24 protein-coding genes and 1 pseudogene are annotated in these 19008 nt (G+C 53.7%); 17 read left to right on the forward strand and 8 right to left on the reverse strand.

Annotation, left to right across the window (positions count from 1 at the left end; genetic code table 11):
* Window positions 1–437: 437 nt before the first annotated feature.
* The 14 genes from CBW22_RS25150 (at window position 438) to hrpV (ending at window position 10784) form a co-directional block, all read left to right on the forward strand.
* Window positions 438–986: an RNA polymerase sigma factor gene (locus tag CBW22_RS25150; RefSeq protein WP_088518175.1), complete on the forward strand. Its 549-nt coding sequence runs from the start codon at window positions 438–440 to the stop codon at window positions 984–986.
* Between the two features lie 147 nt (window positions 987–1133).
* A complete protein-coding gene (locus CBW22_RS25155) occupies window positions 1134–2630 on the forward strand; it encodes a PAS domain-containing sensor histidine kinase (RefSeq protein ID WP_088518176.1) in 1497 nt (498 codons plus the stop codon).
* Window positions 2623–3264: a response regulator gene (locus CBW22_RS25160; protein WP_034936534.1), complete on the forward strand. Its 642-nt coding sequence runs from the start codon at window positions 2623–2625 to the stop codon at window positions 3262–3264. The genes CBW22_RS25155 and CBW22_RS25160 overlap by 8 nt, the downstream gene beginning before the upstream one ends.
* Before the next feature lie 361 nt (window positions 3265–3625).
* On the forward strand, window positions 3626–4600 hold the full coding sequence (locus tag CBW22_RS25165) for a sigma 54-interacting transcriptional regulator (protein WP_088518177.1): 975 nt from the start codon (window positions 3626–3628) through the stop codon (window positions 4598–4600).
* A 247-nt stretch (window positions 4601–4847) separates the two neighbouring features.
* A complete protein-coding gene (locus CBW22_RS25170; RefSeq protein WP_088518178.1) occupies window positions 4848–5084 on the forward strand; it encodes a hypothetical protein in 237 nt (78 codons plus the stop codon).
* Between the two features lie 65 nt (window positions 5085–5149).
* Complete coding sequence (locus CBW22_RS25175; RefSeq protein WP_088518179.1) at window positions 5150–5518, forward strand: EscI/YscI/HrpB family type III secretion system inner rod protein; 369 nt, start codon at window positions 5150–5152, stop codon at window positions 5516–5518.
* A gap of 6 nt (window positions 5519–5524) precedes the next feature.
* Complete coding sequence (sctJ, locus tag CBW22_RS25180; RefSeq protein WP_088518180.1) at window positions 5525–6322, forward strand: type III secretion system inner membrane ring lipoprotein SctJ; 798 nt, start codon at window positions 5525–5527, stop codon at window positions 6320–6322.
* The gene (locus CBW22_RS25185; RefSeq protein ID WP_088518181.1) at window positions 6297–6887 is read left to right on the forward strand and encodes a type III secretion system protein; all 591 of its coding nucleotides are present in this window, start codon (window positions 6297–6299) and stop codon (window positions 6885–6887) included. Before sctJ ends, CBW22_RS25185 begins: the two co-directional genes overlap by 26 nt.
* Window positions 6881–7480, forward strand: coding sequence for a type III secretion system stator protein SctL (gene sctL, locus CBW22_RS25190; protein WP_088518182.1), 600 nt, complete (start codon window positions 6881–6883; stop codon window positions 7478–7480). The genes CBW22_RS25185 and sctL overlap by 7 nt, the downstream gene beginning before the upstream one ends.
* A 78-nt stretch (window positions 7481–7558) precedes the next feature.
* Window positions 7559–7783, forward strand: coding sequence for a serine kinase (locus CBW22_RS25195; RefSeq protein WP_034936520.1), 225 nt, complete (start codon window positions 7559–7561; stop codon window positions 7781–7783).
* 1 nt (window position 7784) lies between these two features.
* Window positions 7785–8201 (forward strand): type III secretion system chaperone, encoded by a 417-nt coding sequence (locus tag CBW22_RS25200; protein ID WP_034936519.1) that lies wholly within the window; start codon window positions 7785–7787, stop codon window positions 8199–8201.
* On the forward strand, window positions 8194–10233 hold the full coding sequence (sctC, locus tag CBW22_RS25205) for a type III secretion system outer membrane ring subunit SctC (RefSeq protein ID WP_088518183.1): 2040 nt from the start codon (window positions 8194–8196) through the stop codon (window positions 10231–10233). The genes CBW22_RS25200 and sctC overlap by 8 nt, the downstream gene beginning before the upstream one ends.
* 13 nt (window positions 10234–10246) lie before the next feature.
* A complete protein-coding gene (gene hrpT, locus CBW22_RS25210) occupies window positions 10247–10441 on the forward strand; it encodes an HrpT family type III secretion system protein (protein WP_034936514.1) in 195 nt (64 codons plus the stop codon).
* Window positions 10434–10784: an HrpV family type III secretion system protein gene (gene hrpV / locus CBW22_RS25215; protein WP_034936511.1), complete on the forward strand. Its 351-nt coding sequence runs from the start codon at window positions 10434–10436 to the stop codon at window positions 10782–10784. Before hrpT ends, hrpV begins: the two co-directional genes overlap by 8 nt.
* 123 nt (window positions 10785–10907) lie before the next feature.
* On the opposite strand, the gene CBW22_RS25220 is transcribed toward hrpV, so the two are convergent.
* The 5 genes from CBW22_RS25220 to CBW22_RS25245 form a co-directional block, all read right to left on the reverse strand.
* The gene (locus tag CBW22_RS25220; RefSeq protein ID WP_088518184.1) at window positions 10908–11189 is read right to left on the reverse strand and encodes a lysozyme inhibitor LprI family protein; all 282 of its coding nucleotides are present in this window, start codon (window positions 11187–11189) and stop codon (window positions 10908–10910) included.
* Entirely contained in the window at window positions 11186–11446 is a 261-nt protein-coding gene (locus CBW22_RS25225; protein ID WP_088518185.1) for a hypothetical protein, read from the reverse strand. The genes CBW22_RS25220 and CBW22_RS25225 overlap by 4 nt, the downstream gene beginning before the upstream one ends.
* Window positions 11447–12030: 584 nt before the next feature.
* Window positions 12031–13167: a T3SS effector HopA1 family protein gene (locus CBW22_RS25235; RefSeq protein WP_088518187.1), complete on the reverse strand. Its 1137-nt coding sequence runs from the start codon at window positions 13165–13167 to the stop codon at window positions 12031–12033.
* Between the two features lie 10 nt (window positions 13168–13177).
* Window positions 13178–13567 (reverse strand): CesT family type III secretion system chaperone, encoded by a 390-nt coding sequence (locus CBW22_RS25240; protein WP_088518188.1) that lies wholly within the window; start codon window positions 13565–13567, stop codon window positions 13178–13180.
* Window positions 13568–13864: 297 nt separating this feature from the next.
* Window positions 13865–14053: a hypothetical protein gene (locus CBW22_RS25245; RefSeq protein ID WP_141097386.1), complete on the reverse strand. Its 189-nt coding sequence runs from the start codon at window positions 14051–14053 to the stop codon at window positions 13865–13867.
* Window positions 14054–14112: 59 nt separating this feature from the next.
* On the opposite strand from CBW22_RS25245, the gene CBW22_RS26455 reads away from it, so the two are divergent.
* The 3 genes and pseudogenes from CBW22_RS26455 to CBW22_RS27075 form a co-directional block, all read left to right on the forward strand.
* Window positions 14113–14253, forward strand: a complete 141-nt coding sequence (locus CBW22_RS26455; RefSeq protein ID WP_176428197.1) for a hypothetical protein — start codon at window positions 14113–14115, stop codon at window positions 14251–14253.
* A gap of 345 nt (window positions 14254–14598) precedes the next feature.
* Window positions 14599–15930 (forward strand): harpin HrpZ family protein, encoded by a 1332-nt coding sequence (locus tag CBW22_RS25250; RefSeq protein ID WP_088518189.1) that lies wholly within the window; start codon window positions 14599–14601, stop codon window positions 15928–15930.
* Between the two features lie 541 nt (window positions 15931–16471).
* Window positions 16472–16657, forward strand: a pseudogene (locus CBW22_RS27075) (YopJ family acetyltransferase); the annotation flags it as partial.
* A gap of 116 nt (window positions 16658–16773) precedes the next feature.
* Here CBW22_RS27075 and CBW22_RS25255 read toward each other — a convergent pair.
* From CBW22_RS25255 to CBW22_RS26880, 3 genes are all read right to left on the reverse strand, one after another.
* Window positions 16774–17103 carry a DNA-binding protein gene (locus CBW22_RS25255; RefSeq protein ID WP_088518190.1) on the reverse strand — a complete coding sequence of 110 codons (330 nt, stop codon included), beginning with the start codon at window positions 17101–17103 and terminating at the stop codon, window positions 16774–16776.
* A complete protein-coding gene (locus tag CBW22_RS25260; RefSeq protein ID WP_088518191.1) occupies window positions 17100–18587 on the reverse strand; it encodes a pectate lyase in 1488 nt (495 codons plus the stop codon). Before CBW22_RS25260 ends, CBW22_RS25255 begins: the two co-directional genes overlap by 4 nt.
* A gap of 149 nt (window positions 18588–18736) precedes the next feature.
* The gene (locus CBW22_RS26880) at window positions 18737–19006 is read right to left on the reverse strand and encodes a hypothetical protein (RefSeq protein WP_254919575.1); all 270 of its coding nucleotides are present in this window, start codon (window positions 19004–19006) and stop codon (window positions 18737–18739) included.
* Window positions 19007–19008 lie beyond the last annotated feature (2 nt).

Below are 19008 nucleotides of genomic sequence, written 5' to 3' on the forward strand. Positions count from 1 at the left end.
AGACTTCTTCCATCGAGTCCTCCAGCGGAGAGGTGGGCATACGTGATGATGCACCCGCCGATGAGGGCGCAATACTGACCGGCGGCAGAACATCATCCACCACGCTGGCGGTTACCGGCAGCGTCGGTTGAATGCCGGGTATAACGGGAGCAATTTTCATCCTGGCGAACCTCAAATATGAGAGTTGTTGCAAGTGTGTGGCGTGATTGGCGCTGCGGTTCCCTGATGATTTTGCCTTCTTAAAAAGTCCAAACCGGGCTTTGCAAAGAGTTGCAAATTCCCCCCGACACCCCTGGCAAGAAATTGCCAGAAAATGACAGGGTGAAAATAAATAATTCAATAATTTCAATTAATTATAAATTATTTTCGCCTGGCACAGGCCTTGCTATAGCCATTGAGCCGCTGGGGCATCAATGGGTAAAGTAACGGAGCTTGTTATGTCAGAAATTCACTTGCAGAACACCGAACAGTTGTCAGTAAATAATGTTGTTCCGATGAACATCGACTGGGAGCGGATTTTTCGTGAGCATGGCCGACGCGTACACCATTTTATCCGCAAGCGTGTTTCCCACCGGGAAGATGCAGAAGATCTGGTACAGATGACCTGGCTGGAAGTGTTTCGTAATCGTGACAAGTTTGCCGGTGCCTCGCGGCCAGAAACCTGGGTGTTTGGCATTGCCCTGAATTTAGTGCGCAACCATTTCCGGATGCAATCCGGCCGCCCGCGCTATGACGAGCTGGAAGATGATATTGTGCTGGCGCATGGCGACGATCCCAGCCAGATCACCGAACATCAACGCATCCTGAACTCCACGCTGAATTCGATTGCCGTATTGCCGGAAGATACCCGCCACCTGCTGAGTATGCTGGTGGAGAAGGACGGCAGCTATCAGGATATCGCCGAAGATTTGAACATTCCCATTGGTACGGTACGTTCGCGCCTGTCGCGGGTGCGCGTATCGTTAAAACAGTCAGTATTTTCCTGAAAGCAGGATGGACGAAAAATCCACTAATTCGTAAAGTGATTTGCAGCGTGTCCTGTTGTGCTGTCCGGACACTCACTCGATGTCACTCTGCCTGCGTGCAGATGTGCCGCCAGTACGGGTAAACGATGTTTACTTAAAGGAGACGAGATGCAATTTTCCGAGCGACATTTAAAAACCAGTGATGAACCGCTCAAATTGGTCGAGTTTGCACTGAACATGGTACGAGACGCGGTCTACCTGATAGACAGTGAAACCCGCTTCTTTTACGTCAATGATGAATCGTGCCGCATGCTTGGCTACAGCAACGAAGAATTGCTGAATATGACCGTCTCCGATATTGATCCGGCATGGACCATCGACGATATCTTCGCCATGTGGAAGCGGGTGCGGGAACAGAGCGGCGGCAGATCATTCACCTTCGAAACCTATCACAAAAGCAAACAAGGCGAGATGATCGCGGTTGAGGTCAGTTCCAATCCTTTTGTTTATGAAGAGAGCAATTACAGCATGTGCGTGGTAAAGGATATCAGAGAGCGAAAACATCTTGAGCAGATGGCTCATGTACGGGAACAGGAATTCCGCGTCCTGGTGGAGAACTCACCCGATATGGTGGTGCGTTTTGACACCGATTTGAAATGTCAGTACGCCAATCCGGCCGCATTGCGTCATCTGCATCTGTCGGCTGAAGAGTTACGTGGGCGCAGCCTGCGTGAACTGCTGGGGGATCTCTCCTGTGTCGGACATATCGAACGTCTGATTAAAGAGGTGGTCAGTACGCAAATTGAGGCCGAGGGGGAACTGGTTGAGTCCGACAGTCCACTTACTGGCGGAACCGTTATCAACCATACCCGTTGTGTGCCTGAATTTGACCAGCACGGCAATCTGGTGTCGGTGATGGTGGTTGGCCGCGATATCACCGCAATTCATTATGCCGAGAAGAAGCTGGAAGATTCGCATATGCGTCTGCGGCTGCTCGCCAGACAGCGTGAAGTCTCCCGCGAAGAGGAACGTAAGCGCATTGCGCGTGAGATCCATGATGAGCTGGGACAACATCTGACCTCGCTGAGGATGGGCATTTCACTGCTGCGTATTCAGTTCAGCAAGGACAATCCTCTGCTGCATGAGCGGGTGGTGCATCTGATGGGGCTGGCGGATAAAACCATTCAGGTGGTGCGTAACGTTGCTACGCGGCTGCGGCCAAACGTGCTGGATATGGGACTGACCCCGGCGCTGGAGTGGCTGCGTGATGAGTTTATCAGCCGCCATATGGGCTGCTGCTGCAGGCTTATCGCTCCGGAAGAGGAAGTAAGGCTGAATGACGAGCAGGCTACGGCGGCCTTTCGTGTGGCACAGGAATCCCTGACCAACATTTCGCGTCACGCGCAGGCCAGCGAGGTGATCATCCTGATTGTTCGCCACACGAATTCCGTGGTGTTGACGGTTCGTGACAACGGTCGTGGTTTTGACTGCGACCAGCGTAAAGACAATGCGTTTGGCCTGATGGGTATGAGAGAACGGGGCCGGATGTTGGGGGGCAATGTGGAAATTGAGAGTCACCCATCCGTGGGGACGAGGGTAACGCTGACTATTCCACTGAACCAGGTGACCACTAATATTGAGGATTTGGAATCGTACAATGGATAATAATATTCGCCTGATGGTAGTGGATGACCATGTCATCATGCGTGAGGGGCTGAAACAAATATTTTCGCTGGACGAACGTCTGGTGGTGGTGGCTGAAGCGGGCAATGGCACGCAGGTGATGGAAGGCCTGCGCAGTGAGCAGGTTGATTTACTGCTGCTGGACATGAGTATGCCTGGATTATGTGGTGAGGATTTGATCACCCGTATCCACCTGCAATATCCTAAGCTGCCCATTTTAATTCTGACTATGTACAGCGAACCACAAATTGCGCGCCGGGTACTGAAATGCGGCGCGCTGGGCTATATCACCAAAGACAATGATCCGGAGACGCTGCTGGCGGCCATCCATCGCGTGGCGCGTGGACAGCGTTTTATCGACCATGTGCTGGCCGAGCAGATTGTCTTTGATGAATACACCCAGGCAGGCGAAGTGCTGCACGAGCGCCTGACGGCGCGCGAGATGCAGATTATGTTGATGCTGGCACGCGGCGAAGGGGTGAACCACATCGCTGAGGCGCTGGCCATCAGCAACAAAACCGTCAGTACCCATAAATCGCGCTTAATGGACAAAATGATGTTCACCACCAATGCCGATATCGTGAAATATGCGATTAGCCACCGGCTGATCGCGTAGGATTGCTCCTATATTACTATCTGGTAGTACCCGTCGTAGTTATTCATTCTCTTCAGAATTGCCAAAAAAATCTCCTTATTTTTCATATCAATAAAATGGCTGCAGTGTGTAACCGCTACCATTTTACTGACCAGAAGTAAGGAGATCCCTACCCACAACCCCGAAAATCCCTTACTTAATCTTCAGCATATGATGATGGTTTCTTAACGTTAGCGTGGGCCATTCTTATCTGGCAGTGTAAGCTGACAGTAAATAATAAGGTCGCAATTGTAATTAATTGTTACCGATACAATAACTGTAACATTGCTGTGCATGTGAGTGACGTTAAATAAAATAAGGGATAGGGCAGGGGTAACTTTTTATGAATACCAGGAATAATGAGCACTCGTTTCGGTCATGGCCGGAACAGGGGGAGCACATCTCTTTGACAGAAGAGCAACCCATTGATATCCACGATTCGCTGGCGGCGATGATTAAAACCGTTGCGCCGCTGAAAATTGATTTAGTTCTGGAGGGGGAAACCGGCACCGGCAAAGACACTCTGGCACGAAAAATTCACCAACTTTCTGGCTGCCCCGGAAAACTGGTTGCGGTTAACTGCGCGGCAATACCGGAAACGCTGGCGGAAAGTGAGCTTTTTGGTATCAACAACGGTGCTTATACCGGCGCAGGACAGGCGCGTGCAGGCTATGTTGAAGAAGCGAATAACGGCATTCTGTTCCTTGATGAAATCGACAGTATGCCCCTGTCGTTACAGGCCAAAATGTTGCGCGTACTGGAAAACCGTGGCGTTGAGCGTCTGGGCGGCACCCGTTTTACGCCGGTGGACATGCGGGTTATCGTCGCAACCCAGACGCCATTACTCACGCTGGTTGAGCGGGGCACCTTCCGCCGCGACCTCTACTTCCGCCTCAATACGGTCAATATTCAGTTACAGCCACTGCGTTCACGTATTGAAATGATCATCCCGCTGTTCCGGCAGTTCACCGACAAAGCAGCCTGTGCATTGCAATGCATCCCGCCGGAACTGACCCAGGATCACTACGAGTCGCTGCTCAGCTACAGCTGGCCGGGCAATATCCGTGAGCTGAAAGCGGCCGCTGAGCGTTTCGCGCTGGGATTACCGCCGCTTAACCTCCCCGGTGAAGGCGAGCAGCAGCGGCCACAGCTGAAAGAGATGATGCGTCGTATCGAAAAAAGTCTGATCCACGACTGTCTGGTACGCCATGGTCACAGCATTGATGATGCAGCCCAGGAGCTGGGGATGCCATTACGCACGCTCTATCACCGCATCAAACTACTCAACGTCGCGAGCAACCGAATTATCGTCCAGTAACCTCCTGTTCCATCGGCCCGGAACGCTCCGGGTCGGCGGAAAATCCCCGTATAAGCAAACGTGTGCGCTCCCCAGTCTGCGGGGAAATGGCGCCAGACTGCACCTCCAACGCAGGCCGTGAAAAAAAACAAAAAAATGAAAAAAACTGGCACCAGCCTGGAACCGATACAGACGTCTCTCCACTTAATATACGAACATTGTGTGATGTTCCAGGGCACAAAACACCTAAACAATTGGAGAGATTAATATGAGCGGTCTTCTTAGCAGCCTTACCACCCTCGGCGGAAGTTCACTGACTAGCGCCAGCAACTCTGCATCAAAAACTCTGGAATCAGCAATGAGTGATTCACTGACTCAGTCTGCTACTGCCCAGGCACAGAAAATGAAGCTGGATACTCAGAACTCCATCCTGGATGGAAAAATGGACTCCGCGACTAAAGAGATCAACTCTGGTCACAACGCCGCGAAAGCCATTCAGTTCTGATTTGTGACCGGGCGTCAGGTATAGCACCTTCGCCCGGTTTTTTTTGCTGGCGATGAGGACGAGCCATGAAAATCAATAGCGGAAACGCCCCCTCTTTATCCATCAGTAACGGGGATAATGACCTCAGTTCCGTTGCCGCCGGCAACACGGCAGATGCTTCCTGGTTCAGCGCAGCATTACAGGTGCCTGAAAAAAAGGCGGACACCCAGGACAACCAATCCTGGATTAACAAACTCACCAGTCTGACGGAGGCGGCCAGCGGCCAGTCTAATCAGGCTGACAGGGCACTGGCGAAAGCGTCACGCAGTCTGGATTCCCGCACTGTGATGGATGCTAACCGTACGTTGTCCTCCTACTATCTGGAAAGCCTGCTCAACGCAAAACTGGTTGGCAAAGGCGTCCAGAGTCTGGAAAAACTGACCAACTTGCAGTAACCCCCTATGGCTAAATTATCTTTCAAGTTACTGCTCTTACTGCCGGTATTCCTGTTGCTCGGCTGTAATGACCTGGTCGAGTTGAATCACGGCCTGACAGAAAACGACGCCAACGAAGTTGCGGCAGAACTGGGGCGTTATCACATCCAGGCTGAAAAACGCACTAACAAAGACGGGATCATTGTGCTGGTGGATGCCGCTGAATTAAACCGCGCCGTGCATATTCTAGACGCTGCTGGTCTGCCACGTCCGGCGCGCACCAATCTGGGCGAAGTGTTCCAGAAAAACGGTGTTATCTCCACGCCTCTGGAAGAGCGGGCACGCTATATTTACGCCCTGTCGCAGGAAGTGGAAGCCACCCTCAGTCAGATTGACGGGGTGATTGTTGCTAGGGTGCATGTGGTGTTGCCGGAGCGCGTCGCGCCCGGTGAGCCGGTGCAACCAGCCAGTGCGGCAGTGTTTATTAAATACCGTCCGGACCTCGATCCCGATGTGATCGAGCCTCGTATCCGGCAGATGGTCGCCAGCAGCCTGCCCGGACTGGCAGGACGGGCGGACAAAGATCTGGCGATTGTCTTTGTTCCGGCTGAAACCTATCAGGACAAGCCGCCGGAAGTCTCTTTCGGCCCGTTTATAGTTACGCCAGAGCGCTCTGCCCAACTGAGCTGGCTGAGCGGCATGATTAGCGGGCTGATCCTGCTGGTGGTGGCCGGGGTGTTCGGCTGGCCGCATCTGAAACGCCTTCGTCAGGGCAAAAAGCCGCAGTCGGAAGCGCAGGGTGAGAGAGATGCCTCCGGCCGATGAAGCCGCCCTGCGCTGGCTGCGCTGGTGGTGCATCGAATGCTGGCTGAGCGCCGATGCCAGCTGGCGTCAGGCAGAATTTTATCAACTGGATGATACCCGCCTGGCGGCGCTGGCCCGGACTCACCATCCTGTTATCTGTCAGCAGCTGCAACTGAGTCCGGTGGTCAGTGCGCCGGACAACGAACTGCTGGCGTGGCGGGATCTTCCGGAGGCACAGCGCCAGCTGGCACTGCGGCTGGCGGCAGAAGTGTGCTGGCGGGATTGTACCCAGGAGCTGCTGTTGCCGGAGCAACAACGCTGGTGCCGCCGTATCGCTCAGGCGATGCGCCCAGGACTCTGGCTGACGGAAGCCGAAGGTTTACCGGTTAACGACGGCGATATTAACGGCCTGTGGCTGCTGCGTTTACGCGCCGGTCCGGGTTGCTGGCCGCGAATGCGGCTGGCTTTCCCGGCGGAGCAGGTGCGCAGGATGGAATCGCTTACACAGCCTGACGCCTTCCCGCCGCGTCTGTTACCGCTCTGGCAGGCGGTTTTATGGTATGCCTCACAGGAGCCACTATGTTGACGCGCAAAAGAATCACCCTGCTGAATGGCGCTGACGATTTGGCCCCGGTGATTTCGCAGGCCATGCTGGTGATACAGCAGCAGGGCGAGGATATTCTGCGGCAGGCACAGCAGCAGGCAGAGGCGATCCTCGTCGCCGCCGAACAGGAGGCGGAAGCCTGTAAGCTGCGCGCACAGCAACGCGCTGAACAGGATTTCTGGCAGCAGGCCGACAGCCTTTTAGCGGACTGGCGGCAGCAGCAACAGCAGATTGAATCAGAGGTACTGGCGGTGATGGACGGCGTGCTGGCGCAGGCGCTGGGACAGCTTCTGACCGAGGTGCCCGAACCCCAGCGGCTCAGCGCGCTGTTACGGCAGCTGCTGCGCGACAAAATGCAGGCGGAGCAGGCCAGCCTCTGCTGTCACCCGTCACAACAACAGCCGATTGCTGACTGGTTAGCCACGCATTCCCACCTCAGCTGGCAACTGCAACCGGATGAAACCCTTGCCGCTGACAGCCTGAAACTGGTCACCGCGCAGGGTGAATTACACCTCGACTGGCAGCAGGCAGTACGCCAGTTGCTCCCGCCTCAAAGCGAGTCACCCTCGCTGTAAAAATCTTCGCTTCACCACGGAACCCGCACGCGCGCCACGCCACTCAATGACAGGTCCACTCAATAAGAGAGTTTAACTATGTCATCACTCAGTGCGCTGCAACACCGTCTGGACAGCCAGTTTGACCGGGCGCAAAACCAACTCGACGATGCCACCATGAATGCCAGTGAGGGATACAGTCAGGCCGACAGTTTCGCTTTTTTTGAGGCAAGCATGGGATTGTCCAACGCCAGCTGGGCAGCCAGCCAGGAGCTGACGGTAAAGCACGGGCTGGCTAAAGCCATCATTAACGAGATCAACTGAATTGCAGCAGTGGGCGCAACGCTGGCTGGACAATCCTGGCGAAGACCAGCGGTTAGTGGTGGATGAGGGCACCCTCTGGTTGCAGCAACGGGGAGGGCAGCTGTTTGCACTGGCCGAACTGACGGTCACTGCGCCGCTGGATGAGGCCTTTCTGGCTCGAGCTTTACAGCTGTCAGCCCCGGCGCTGCGATATTTCGGTCGCGATGCCGCTGCGCTTGCTTTACAGGATAATAGTCTTGTCCTGGTGTTAAGCCTCCGCGAGGCTGATGCTGATGCGGTGTGTGAACAGCTGGAGTCATTGCTGAATCAGCGTGACGTCTGGCAAACCATGCTGCAACAGCAGCGAAAAAAAGCAGCAACCCATGGCGCAGTGCCCTTGCACAGCCTGGCATTTTTACCAAGGGGAAACCATGGTTGATAAGAGTAAATCGCGCGGGCTTTTGCTGGGCGCGTTATTAATGCTGTGCGTATCCCATCAGGCTGGGGCACAGGCCCCCTCCGACTGGAAAGAACAGTCCTACGCCTATTCTGCCGACCACACGCCGTTATCCACCGTACTCCAGGATTTTGCCAGCGGGCACGGTGTCGATTTACAGTTGGGCAACGTCGAAGATACCGAAGTCAATGGCAAGATCCGCGCCGATAACGCCAGCGCCTTTCTGGATCGTCTGGCGCTGGAACACCGTTTTCAGTGGTTCGTCTACAACAACACCCTGTATGTCAGTGCCCAGGATGAGCAAAGCTCAGAACGTCTGGAGATCTCGCCGGATGCTGCCCCTGATATCAAGCAGGCGCTGAGCGGCATCGGCCTGCTGGACCCGCGTTTTGGCTGGGGAGAGCTGCCGGATGACGGTGTGGTGCTGGTCACCGGACCGCCGCAGTATATTGAGCTGGTCAAGCGCTTCAGTCAGCAGCGCGAGAAAAAAGAAGATCGGCGTAAAGTGATGACCTTCCCACTGAAATATGCCTCGGTGGCCGACAGGACCATTCATTACCGCGATCAGACGCTGGTGATCCCCGGTGTGGCCACCATGCTCAACGAGCTGATGAACGGCAAGCGGGCGGCACCGACCAGCGCCAGCGGCGTTGAGGGCAGTATCGGCGTGCCTGACAACAACGTAATGATGCAGAACACCCAGTCACTGCTGGCGCGCCTTTCCAGCCGTACCAACGGTACCAGCCGCCCGTCTGACCGGGACAGCGGGGGCAGCAGCATTGACGATCTCAGCGGTCGCATCTCGGCGGACGTGCGTAACAATGCGCTGTTGATCCGTGATGATGACAAGCGTCGCGATGAATATGCTCAGCTGATTGCCAAAATCGACGTGCCGCAGAATCTGGTGGAAATCGATGCGGTAATCCTTGATATCGACCGTACCGCACTGAACCGTCTGGAGGCGAACTGGCAGGCGACGCTGGGTGGCGTTACCGGCGGCACCTCGCTGATGTCCGGCAGCGGCACGCTGTTTGTCAGCGATTTCAAACGCTTCTTTGCCGATATTCAGGCGCTGGAAGGGGACGGTAACGCATCGATTGTGGCGAATCCCTCGGTGCTGACGCTGGAAAACCAGCCGGCGGTGATTGACTTCAGCCAGACCGCTTACATCACCGCCACCGGTGAGCGCGTGGCGGATATTCAGCCGGTGACGGCGGGCACCAGTCTTCAGGTCACGCCGCGCGCGGTGGGAAGCAGCGGGCACAACAGTATTCAGCTGATGATCGATATTGAAGATGGTCATGTGGAAACTAACAGCGACGGTCAGGCCACCGGCGTGAAACGCGGCACGGTCAGCACCCAGGCGCTGATCAGCGAAAACCGTGCGCTGGTACTGGGTGGCTTCCATGTGGAAGAGAGCGGCGATCGTAGCCAGCGCATTCCGTTGTTGGGCGATATTCCGTGGATCGGCAAACTCTTTACCTCGACCCGCCATGAGATTTCCCAGCGTCAGCGCTTATTTATTCTGACGCCGCGTCTGATTGGCGATCAGACCGATCCAACGCGCTATGTGACTGCCGATAATCGTCAGCAGCTGAGCGATGCAATGGAGCGTGTCGAGCGCCGTCACAGCAATGTCAATCTGCACGACGTGGTGGAGAACGCCATGCGCGACCTGGCCGAACGCCAGACGCCTGCCGGTTTCCAGTCGCAGCTGTACGGGCCGCGTTTAAGTGAAGTCTGCCAGAAAGTGCCGGGCCTGCTGTTCGATAACTCCCGTGCGCAGTGGTACACCGGGGCCAACGGTAACGTGCAGCTGAGCGTGGGTGTGGTGCGCAATATCACTAACAAACCGTTGCGCTTTGACGAGTCCAACTGTGCCAGCAAACGAACGATGGCGGTGGCGGTATGGCCGCGCAGTTCACTGGCTCCGGGCCAGTCGGCAGAGGTGTATATGGCACTTAATCCAAACCGCGTGTTGACTGAATCACGTCAATCTTTAATCAGCCGCTGAGCAGAGGAACATCATGAAAAAAGCCTCTTTCGTCCTGCTGGGTCTGGCGCTGCTGCTTACCGGCTGTGCCAAACGTCAGGATAACGGATTGTCCTGTACTTCCGTGGACTGCCGCCCACAGTCTGCTTCCCATCAGCTGGTTATCTGGTGGCAGCCTGAGTTACGTAATGGCGTGGCCGATTTTACTCAGGTCACGGTGAATGAGTAATTCGTGCCCGCAGGTCGGCTCGTTAGCGGCCCTGCTCAGCCTGTTGCAACTGCGCCAGAACTGTCGCTGGCCGGTGCAACAGGGGGTGGAGCTGCTGGTGTTGTGTGGTGAGCGTGGACGGGAAGTGATGCTCAACCTGCAACCGACCCACCTGCCGTCCGGACTTTTTCAACGCCTGCTGCGCCGTCGGGCGCAGCTGCCTGAGCGTTATGATGGCTGCTACCTCTGTGTTAACGCTGACCGGAATCTCTCCTGCTGGCGGCAACTTGATGACGAATCCACAGACGACAGGCAGCAAATAGCGCAGTTGTTTAATCTGGCGGGCATCGAGTTGGCGGGTTAAGGCGCGTTTTAATCATGCTCAGATATTTTCAATCATTTTGGCTATTTCCTTTATTCTTTTTTCTGACATTTCTGATACGCAATGATTAATTGCCAGCGTGTGTGATTTGCTGTTTTCTCCAATCTAAAACGCATAAATATCACATGATGCGTTCATATATGCCATCCATTCAGATTGCGCCAGGTGAACCTTATCTACTAACTTATTACCCAGTTTTACGTCTGAGAAATAACTCTTTTTAATCTCATTTATATAAAGGTGATATTCTTTATTTAATCTGGCAGAAATTTCATCTTTCTTTTGAAAAGAACAAAGATAAGCCTGGTCGCTGCTTGTGATAGTATTACATTCTTCCCGGGCAGAAACAGCAAAGGAAAATAAATATATAATTAATACCTTCTTCATTTCATTCCCTCCAAGTAGCTAATCCTGTTTCTTCCCGGTTCATCACTCAGCAATACAGGTGAAATTTTTATGTGCAAAATTAATTCTTTAATATCATTATTTGAGCCGGCCAGCATTGGGCGTTCACTTTTCGTATATCCGTTATAAACAAAATCAACCAAGAACAGCCTGTAAATGATCAATGTAGTGAACGACGAATTAAAGTCGTTGTATTTTATCTTCTTTGTGCACAGGTCGGTATTTTTGTGATCGGCCATACCGCCACCTTATGCACGGCCTGGCATTGTAGCTCTGTTGGCGGAGACCTGATGAAGAGTTCGCAGATGAGAGGCAGCAAATAGCGCAGTTGTTTAATCTGGCGGGCATCGAGCTGGCGGGTTGAGGTGTGTTTTAATCGTGAGGATTTAACAAAGTGTCAGGTATGGTCCGATTGTCCAGCACCTTAACAGGGACCTTTTCCCTTTTGGAAAAATAACAATCGAGGAATCAAGGCGCTTCGGCGGCATCATCAGCGTCAACGGCACACGGTCGGTTCTGAATCGTCAATAGCGCGCGACAAATCTGTTGGACAATACCGGCGGTGACGGGCCTTGTGCCGAGGCGAAAGGCCTGTTCAGACGCGAGGGCCAGATGCATCTGAGGGTGTCGCAGCCAGTCCTCAATACGCGCATGAGAATCCGTGCGGTGTTCTTCGTTGTTGTAGGTAACCAGCAAACTATCCCCTGGTGATGCAGATAATGACGACTGGAGTAGGGGTTACGGTCAGTAATGTAAAAAATCACGTTAAGGGGTGTCAGAAACCGATTTTAATACCGTCCGTTCTTAAACCCCATTAACAGGCTTATTTAATGATGTCCAGGCTGGGCGAGTCTTTGATAAACGCCGGATGCTTAGGATCATAGCCTTTGGCTGCCAGCTGGAAATCAAGACGTTTTTCAAAATTACCCTGCGTTTTATCTGTCAGTGCACTGTCAATGATTGCTGCGCGTGACATACCATAACTGGACACATCATTTTCCGAGCTTTCAGCATAGGAAAAGCCTTTTGACATTCGATACATTCCGGCAGGATTGTGATTAACCATCGCGTCTCGCGGCAGCTTTTTCTGAATTTCATTAGCCAGATTGAGAGCTTCACCAAGATGACCGTTGAGATAAAGGATGACGCTGTCGGTGTCCTGACCAAAAAAAGAGGGATGCGCGATTTTAGCCGTATGCAGGTAATCTTTGTCACGGACTAACCCGTGTAGCATCTCTGGCAGTTGCCCGGCATGTTGCGGATGAACACTAAGCGTAATTCTGCTGACGTGGGGATCAGCGTCGCTAACGTTGTTACGCCGGAACATAATAAAATCCTTCTCGGCCAGCGGACTATTTTGCAGATATGCTTTCATCTGAACCTTAGGGATCGACCCGATCTTCTGTGGAAAAACGCCTACCCCATCAACGTTACTAAGCCGTACGGCACGGCGGAGCATGGCTTTCCCCTCTTCCGTTCCAACCTTCGGCAAGTTCGGCTTATCAGACTTATAAAGCTTGTAAATATCACGGTCGCTGGGATGGCTCATCTTGTGCGCCTGTTTTGCCCACTTTTGCAGTTGCTGTTGCGAATTGTCAGCGGGCATTTTGCTGCTTTCTGTGCTGCTCTCTGCCCGGCCTGCATGACCAGACGGCCCAGCGGTCAGATCGCCCTTATCGTACATATGCAGAGCATTCGAGCGCACTAGACGCGGTTTACTTTCCAGTATCTGCGCGATGGCTTTGCTTTCTCCGGAGGAGCCCATCATATTTTCGACCGCATTGAAAAAGCCTTTAGCTTTAGTGGCCATTTCAACATTAATTTTCGAGCCTTCCGCTGCGCTGATGCGATAAGTCTTCCCATTCACTTCCAGCGAGCCGTGATCGAGGAGTTTTTTGACATCAACAGAAGATGACTGTAACTGCTGAGTATTGGTAAAACGATTGATAATTGGCTGCATTGTCTCTTCCTTATTTAACTTGGCTGGCGTTACGCCAGAATCGAATATGTTCCGCCAGCTCACCGACTCTGAGCGCCAGCAGATCGGCAGTCAGGCTGCTCTGTTCGAGCATATGGCTGGCGTAATACTGGCTGGCACGAGGATCGGCGGCAATCACCGGCTTGTTATCGCGTATTGCAGTAAGATTGGCCTCCAGCAAAGGTTGCGGCAGATGATCCTGCACATCTCCCAGCAAGGCGATCAGCAGCACACGCTGACTCGCGATATCCTGTTGTATATGGAGGGGAATATCTTCATCAATAATCAGGCTACAGGCGCCTCGTTTGTCCGGCTTGAGGGGCGGGATGCCCAGTTTATGGCTGAAATTGCGTAGTAGCGTGTCGTAAAAAAGCGTGCTCATGTTTCACCTGTACGTTTGCTCCATCTGCAAATGAGTGGCGAAAACAGAAAAAGAGTTCATGGTCAGGAAATTGATTTGCTGCCTTTTGTGATTGCCAGACCATGAGCCGCCCTTGGTTAATCATGCTGCCGCTGGCAATGAATGTGAACAGGTGGTGGATGTTTGCAGGCAAGACGGAGGTATGCTTAACAGCTGCGCCTGATACCGCTACACTTTTTGCTTTTTGCTTTTTGCTCTTTGCTCTTTGCTCTTTAATCAGGCCATACGGTAATTAGCTCACCTGAACGAAATAACTTTTCATTCGTGATAAGCCGCAATTTCACTGAATTCGACAATGCCTTTTTGCTTCAATTCCTCTTCTTCGGTGATCTCCCAGTCCTGCCATGTTTCCGGTAGTGGCCTCAACTCTTCGTTTCCGCTCAGCGTTTTTTCATGACGCTCAAGCGACATCAGTTTTAACAACAATAAAATGTCCTGGCCTTTCATATTTCCCCTCAGTGCCCTGTCCCTTGTCCCGGGACAAGGGACAGCCCTGTTTTTTTAAATTGAAAAAGCAAGAAAATTTTATTTTTGACCGTCGCAGGCAGCATGTGGTGCCGCAAGTCATCGCAGCAGGGGCAAAATGGGTGATGGCGCTGCCTGACAATATGGCCGCATCCCTGTACGGAACGCCTGACATCGGGTAATCCGGCAAAGAATAACCCCAGCGACACCACGCTGAAAAGGCGACAGAGAAGTACCAGGGTAATGATATAAAAATCATTCAGATAATCACGCAGCCACGCGGATCCTGCCGCAGTTTCAGCGCCATTTACCCACCCCAGGTCCGCACTGATGCGTGGGTCAGCTTTATCTTACGGAAACACATCAATGATTTGCGGGCAGTTCCTGCCCCTGTGCCATCGCTTATTTTTTCGCATGGCAGAGGAACCGCCACCGCTGTCACGGCACTCAATAGAGGCTTTGGCATGGCACGCATCAGGTGCTTCGTCCGCAGGGTAAATTTTCATTAATTCACAGAGGAAGATGGTATGAGTCTGAATACGAGTCCGCTGGGAGCGACCACGTTGCAAATCAACATCGGTGGTACAAGTGGTAGCAACGGGTTGCTGGGTACAAGTTTGCAGAATGCAGGTTTAAGCTCGAACTCTTCACTGGGTCTGGGCGGTAACAGCCAGAATGACACCATCAATCAGCTGGCAGGTATGCTTACCGGCATGATGATGATGAGCATCATGGGCGGCGGCGGTCTGAGCAGCCTGCTGGGCAATGGCTCTGGTAGCAGTTCAAATGGCGGTCTTGGCGGTGGTTTCGGCGGCGGTCTGGGTACTGCTGCGGGTGGTGAACTAGGCAGCACGCTGGGCGGTGGTCTGGGCACTGTTGCTGGCGGCGCGCTGGGTGGTCCTTTGGGCGCGACATTGGGTGGTTCGCTCGGCTCAACGCTGGGTGGCACCGCAGGCTCAACGCTGGGCGGCAACACCGGATCGACGCTGGGTTCTTCACTGGACCAGGCGCTGGGTCTGGATCCAACCTCCTATGGCGACAGCTCTACTTCTGGTTCTGACTCCAGTTCTGGCATGAGCCCGATGGAACAGTTGATGAAAATCTTCGCTGAAATCATGCAAAGCATGTTTGGCGATCAGGATGGCTCATCATCGGGTAGCAGCACCGGCAGCCAGCCAACTCAGGATGAACAAAATGCTTATAACAAAGGCGTTACCGATGCACTGACTGCCCTGATGGGTGGTGGCCTGAGTCAGAGCCTGGGTAACAGTCTGGGCGGTAGCACCGGTCTGGGTGGTGGTTCGGGTCTGGGCGGCGGCAGCACGGGCCTGGGTGGTGGTTCAGGTCTGGGTGGCGGTAACGGTCTTGGCGGCAAGAGCCTGCAAAACCTGAGCGGTCCGGCTGACTTCCAGCAGTTGGGCAATGCGGTGGGAACCGGTGTCGGCATGAAGGCGGGTATCGAAGCGCTGAACAACATCGGTACACACAGCGACAGCAGCACCCGTTCTTTCGTTAACAAAGAAGATCGTGGGATGGCGAAGGAAGTTGGTCAGTTTATGGACCAGTATCCTGAAACTTTCGGTAAACCTCAGTACCAGAAAAGTGCCGGTTCAGAAGCCAAAACCGACACCAAATCCTGGGCAGAAGCACTGAGCAAGCCGGATGATGACGGTATGACGCCATCCAGCATGGACCAGTTCAGCAAAGCCAAAGGCATGATCAAAAGTGCGATGGCGGGCGATACCGGCAACACCAACCTTCAGGCACGCGGTGCAGGCGGTTCGTCGCTGGGTATTGATGCAATGCTGGCCGGTGATGCCATCAACAATATGGCACTGGGCAAACTGAGCGCGGCATAAGTTGTCGCAGGGCGGGCAGGTACGCCTGTCCGCCTCCTTTATTGGGTTACGGCTGTAAAGCTCCAGTTGATTCCGGGCATTACATCAGGCTAACCCGTGGAGGACGGTCATGATAATACAAGATTTACCGGGCGCACTGGTTAGACGTCTGGAGACAGGTTCACTGTCGCTGGATGCCAATCAACTTTGCTGCTTGAAAGGGAACACGCTTGAGATGACACTGAAGTTTACAGAATGGTGGTTTCGTTCCCTCCAGACATATGTCAGATCATCATGTTGCGCTTGATGTCCAGATGAGGCCAGGCCACCGTCCCTCAGCGTTGGGCCACATGATGGAATCTATGGGCGTTGGCATAAAGAACGGCCCTAAAGGGGCCAAAGTCGAGATGATATCTGATATTACGCAGGACTCAGAGTGGGGACAGTGCCATGTTTGCACTGAGTAATGCCCGAAATCCTTTAAGCACCATGATGAGTACACCTTCCGCCGAAGTTCCTCAAACATACGCAATCCAAAACCCGTGTTGAGAATGGTCAGCATCAGAACTCGATTGTCACGAAGGACAAAGGCGGCCTGCATGCCGAAACACTGCTGCACCGCCATGTGGCCTGGCATGCACAGCCCTATAACAAAGCTTACAGCACCTCAATTGAAGGCTTCCGCTTTCAGGAGATAGCGCGTGCCGGCGAGTTTCTGGCGGCGCAAAGAGGCAAAAAGTATTGGTAGAAAGTCAGAGGTCCTGACTTTTGCTGTAAAAAAAGCACCGGAGTAACGCCCGGTGCTTTTTTATTTGCGCATCAATAATGCCAGTGCGTCGGCTCCCGGCCGACGCACTGGCACAACTACATCCTGCTGCGCGCCTGTTCTAACTGTTGCAGCTCCAGCAGCCGGTCGGCCAGATAACGGGTTACCCACCACGCGGTCTGGCCCACGTCCGTGGCAGTGCCTTGCTCACCGTGCAGAAAATCGGCGTGCAGACTGTCAACAAACGCGCTCAGCTCAAAGCGGCCCTGGCGTTGCGGCGTCGGACGACTCAACACCTGATGCAGTCGCTCTTTCACCTGGGAAATCGCCAGTTGAAAGGCCTGATACTGCGCCGGGGTAAGTCGCTGCTGATTCTCCACCACGTCCACCCAGCGGGTGACCGGGCGTTGCTGTTGAGGGGTCATCATGATGCCACCGCTGTCAGTTTGGCGGACGCCGGAACCTTGTAGTGGTTTTCAACATTGTCCAGAGAGACATCATTGGTATTGACTTTCAGCCCTTCGCTGTCGCTTTTCACAAAGGAGAACTTGCCGTTCTGCGCGCTGATATGGCTCAGATTCAGATCCCAGTCGCCCTGCTGACCGCCGTTAGTACGCACGAACGTGCCAAAGTCTTTCGCTTTCACATTGTTAACGGTCAGGTCAGTATCCGCATTTAGTTGCAGAATCTTATCTGAAGCGTTCTGGAAGGTGCTGTTGCTGATTTCAACGTTGGATTTCTTGCCCTCTTTATTGGCCTTCACGGTAATCGCATCCTCGCCAACATTGGTGACATGCAGATTATCGATTTTGGCATCACCATACAGATGAATACCATCTGCGCCGTTATCACCAATCACCACGTTTTTCAGGCTGGCACCGTCTTCCAGTTTGAACAACGGTTTCTGGCTTTCGGACTGGCTGCCATCGCCCAGTTCTTTCCCGGCGGTGAAGGTCTGCCCTTTACCATCAAATACCTGGCCCGCTGGAACCACAATGGTGTCATGTACCACATTAGGATTAGCGCTGGCGGTCGGGAAACCGACATCCTGCGCCGCGCCGGTGCCTGCGCTACCCAGCGGATCGGCCTGATCGCTGACCGGGGTGTGAGTGGTGGAACCCACCGCAGAATTGCCGGAAAGCAGCGAAGTGCCACCCTGACCGCTGGAAACCGGTGAGGTGCTGGGGGAGAATCCGCCGCCGAGAGAAGAACCGCCGCCCAAAGAAGAACCCCCGACAGCGCCGCCGGTCAGCGAGCCACCGCCGAGAGAAGAACCGCCGCCAGAGCCATCGGCAAGTGAAGTACCGCTAAAAGGAGAGCTGCCGCCCGATCCTCCACCCGAGCCATCCACCCCCGAGGTGCCGCCGCCAGAAGAAGACGAATCGTCACTGCCGTCCGGCTGCCCGAACTGACCGTTCAGCCCGTCCATCATCTGAGCGATAAGCTTCAGTAACGCTTTCAGTAACGGATTATCGCTGATATTACCGCCGCCCTGACCGTCAGAACTGAGGCTCTGATCCAGCCCGTTGCTGCTCATATCATTAAGCACAGACTGGCTGTCATCCTGCGATGTGCCGCTGACGCTGCCATTCTGGCCCGACAGGCCACCTGCACCACCCAAGCCGGAGAGCAGACTGTTGCCCGATGCACCATTAATCCCACCGGTGTTGCTCAGTTCGGATAATGGACTGGTCCCATTAGCATCACTGGAGGAATCTCCGCTCTGAGAGGAGAGCAGGGGCTTTAACAGCTCCGCCAACAGCTGAGCCATCTGTTCAATGGTTTGTTGATCAAAGGGCTGCTGGCCCTGGGAGGAATTTGTGTTGTTACCGGTGGAAAGCCCGTTGTTCTCTCCGGGCTGAAAATGCCCCAGCGAGTTCGGGATAGTAATGTTAAGTGTCAGACCTGACATAGATTTTCCCCTTATTGAAGGTTAACTACCCGAGAACATGAAGCGTCGGCTGCAAGGGGTGAGTGGGACGAGCGTCTCTGGGGTTCCTCATTTTGTGCGGTTAAGGCAGACTTTTTTTGCCACTGCCGGGAACCTTTGGCTTTAGCTCGCTACATAACTTTCATTAATTTTTTACGCGGGATGTTGGACGGGGGCAGGTCATGAAGTTGAGATTGCATGGAACTGAACAGAAAGCCGTAGTACAGAACGTTGAGCAGAAAAAAACCGGAAAGAGGGCCGCGCTGCAACAGGGCAGCAGCAGCAGTGCGCCGCAGGCCGCTGCCGGGTCGCTGGCGAGTGATGGTAAAAATCGTGGAAAGTTGCCCGATGTCCATCAACAACCCGCAGGACAGGATGGCAAAAGCGCCGGTCGCCAGCAAAA

Origin of the sequence: Pantoea sp. VS1, from assembly GCF_002207995.1 — a bacterium.
GTDB lineage: Bacteria > Pseudomonadota > Gammaproteobacteria > Enterobacterales > Enterobacteriaceae > Pantoea > Pantoea dispersa.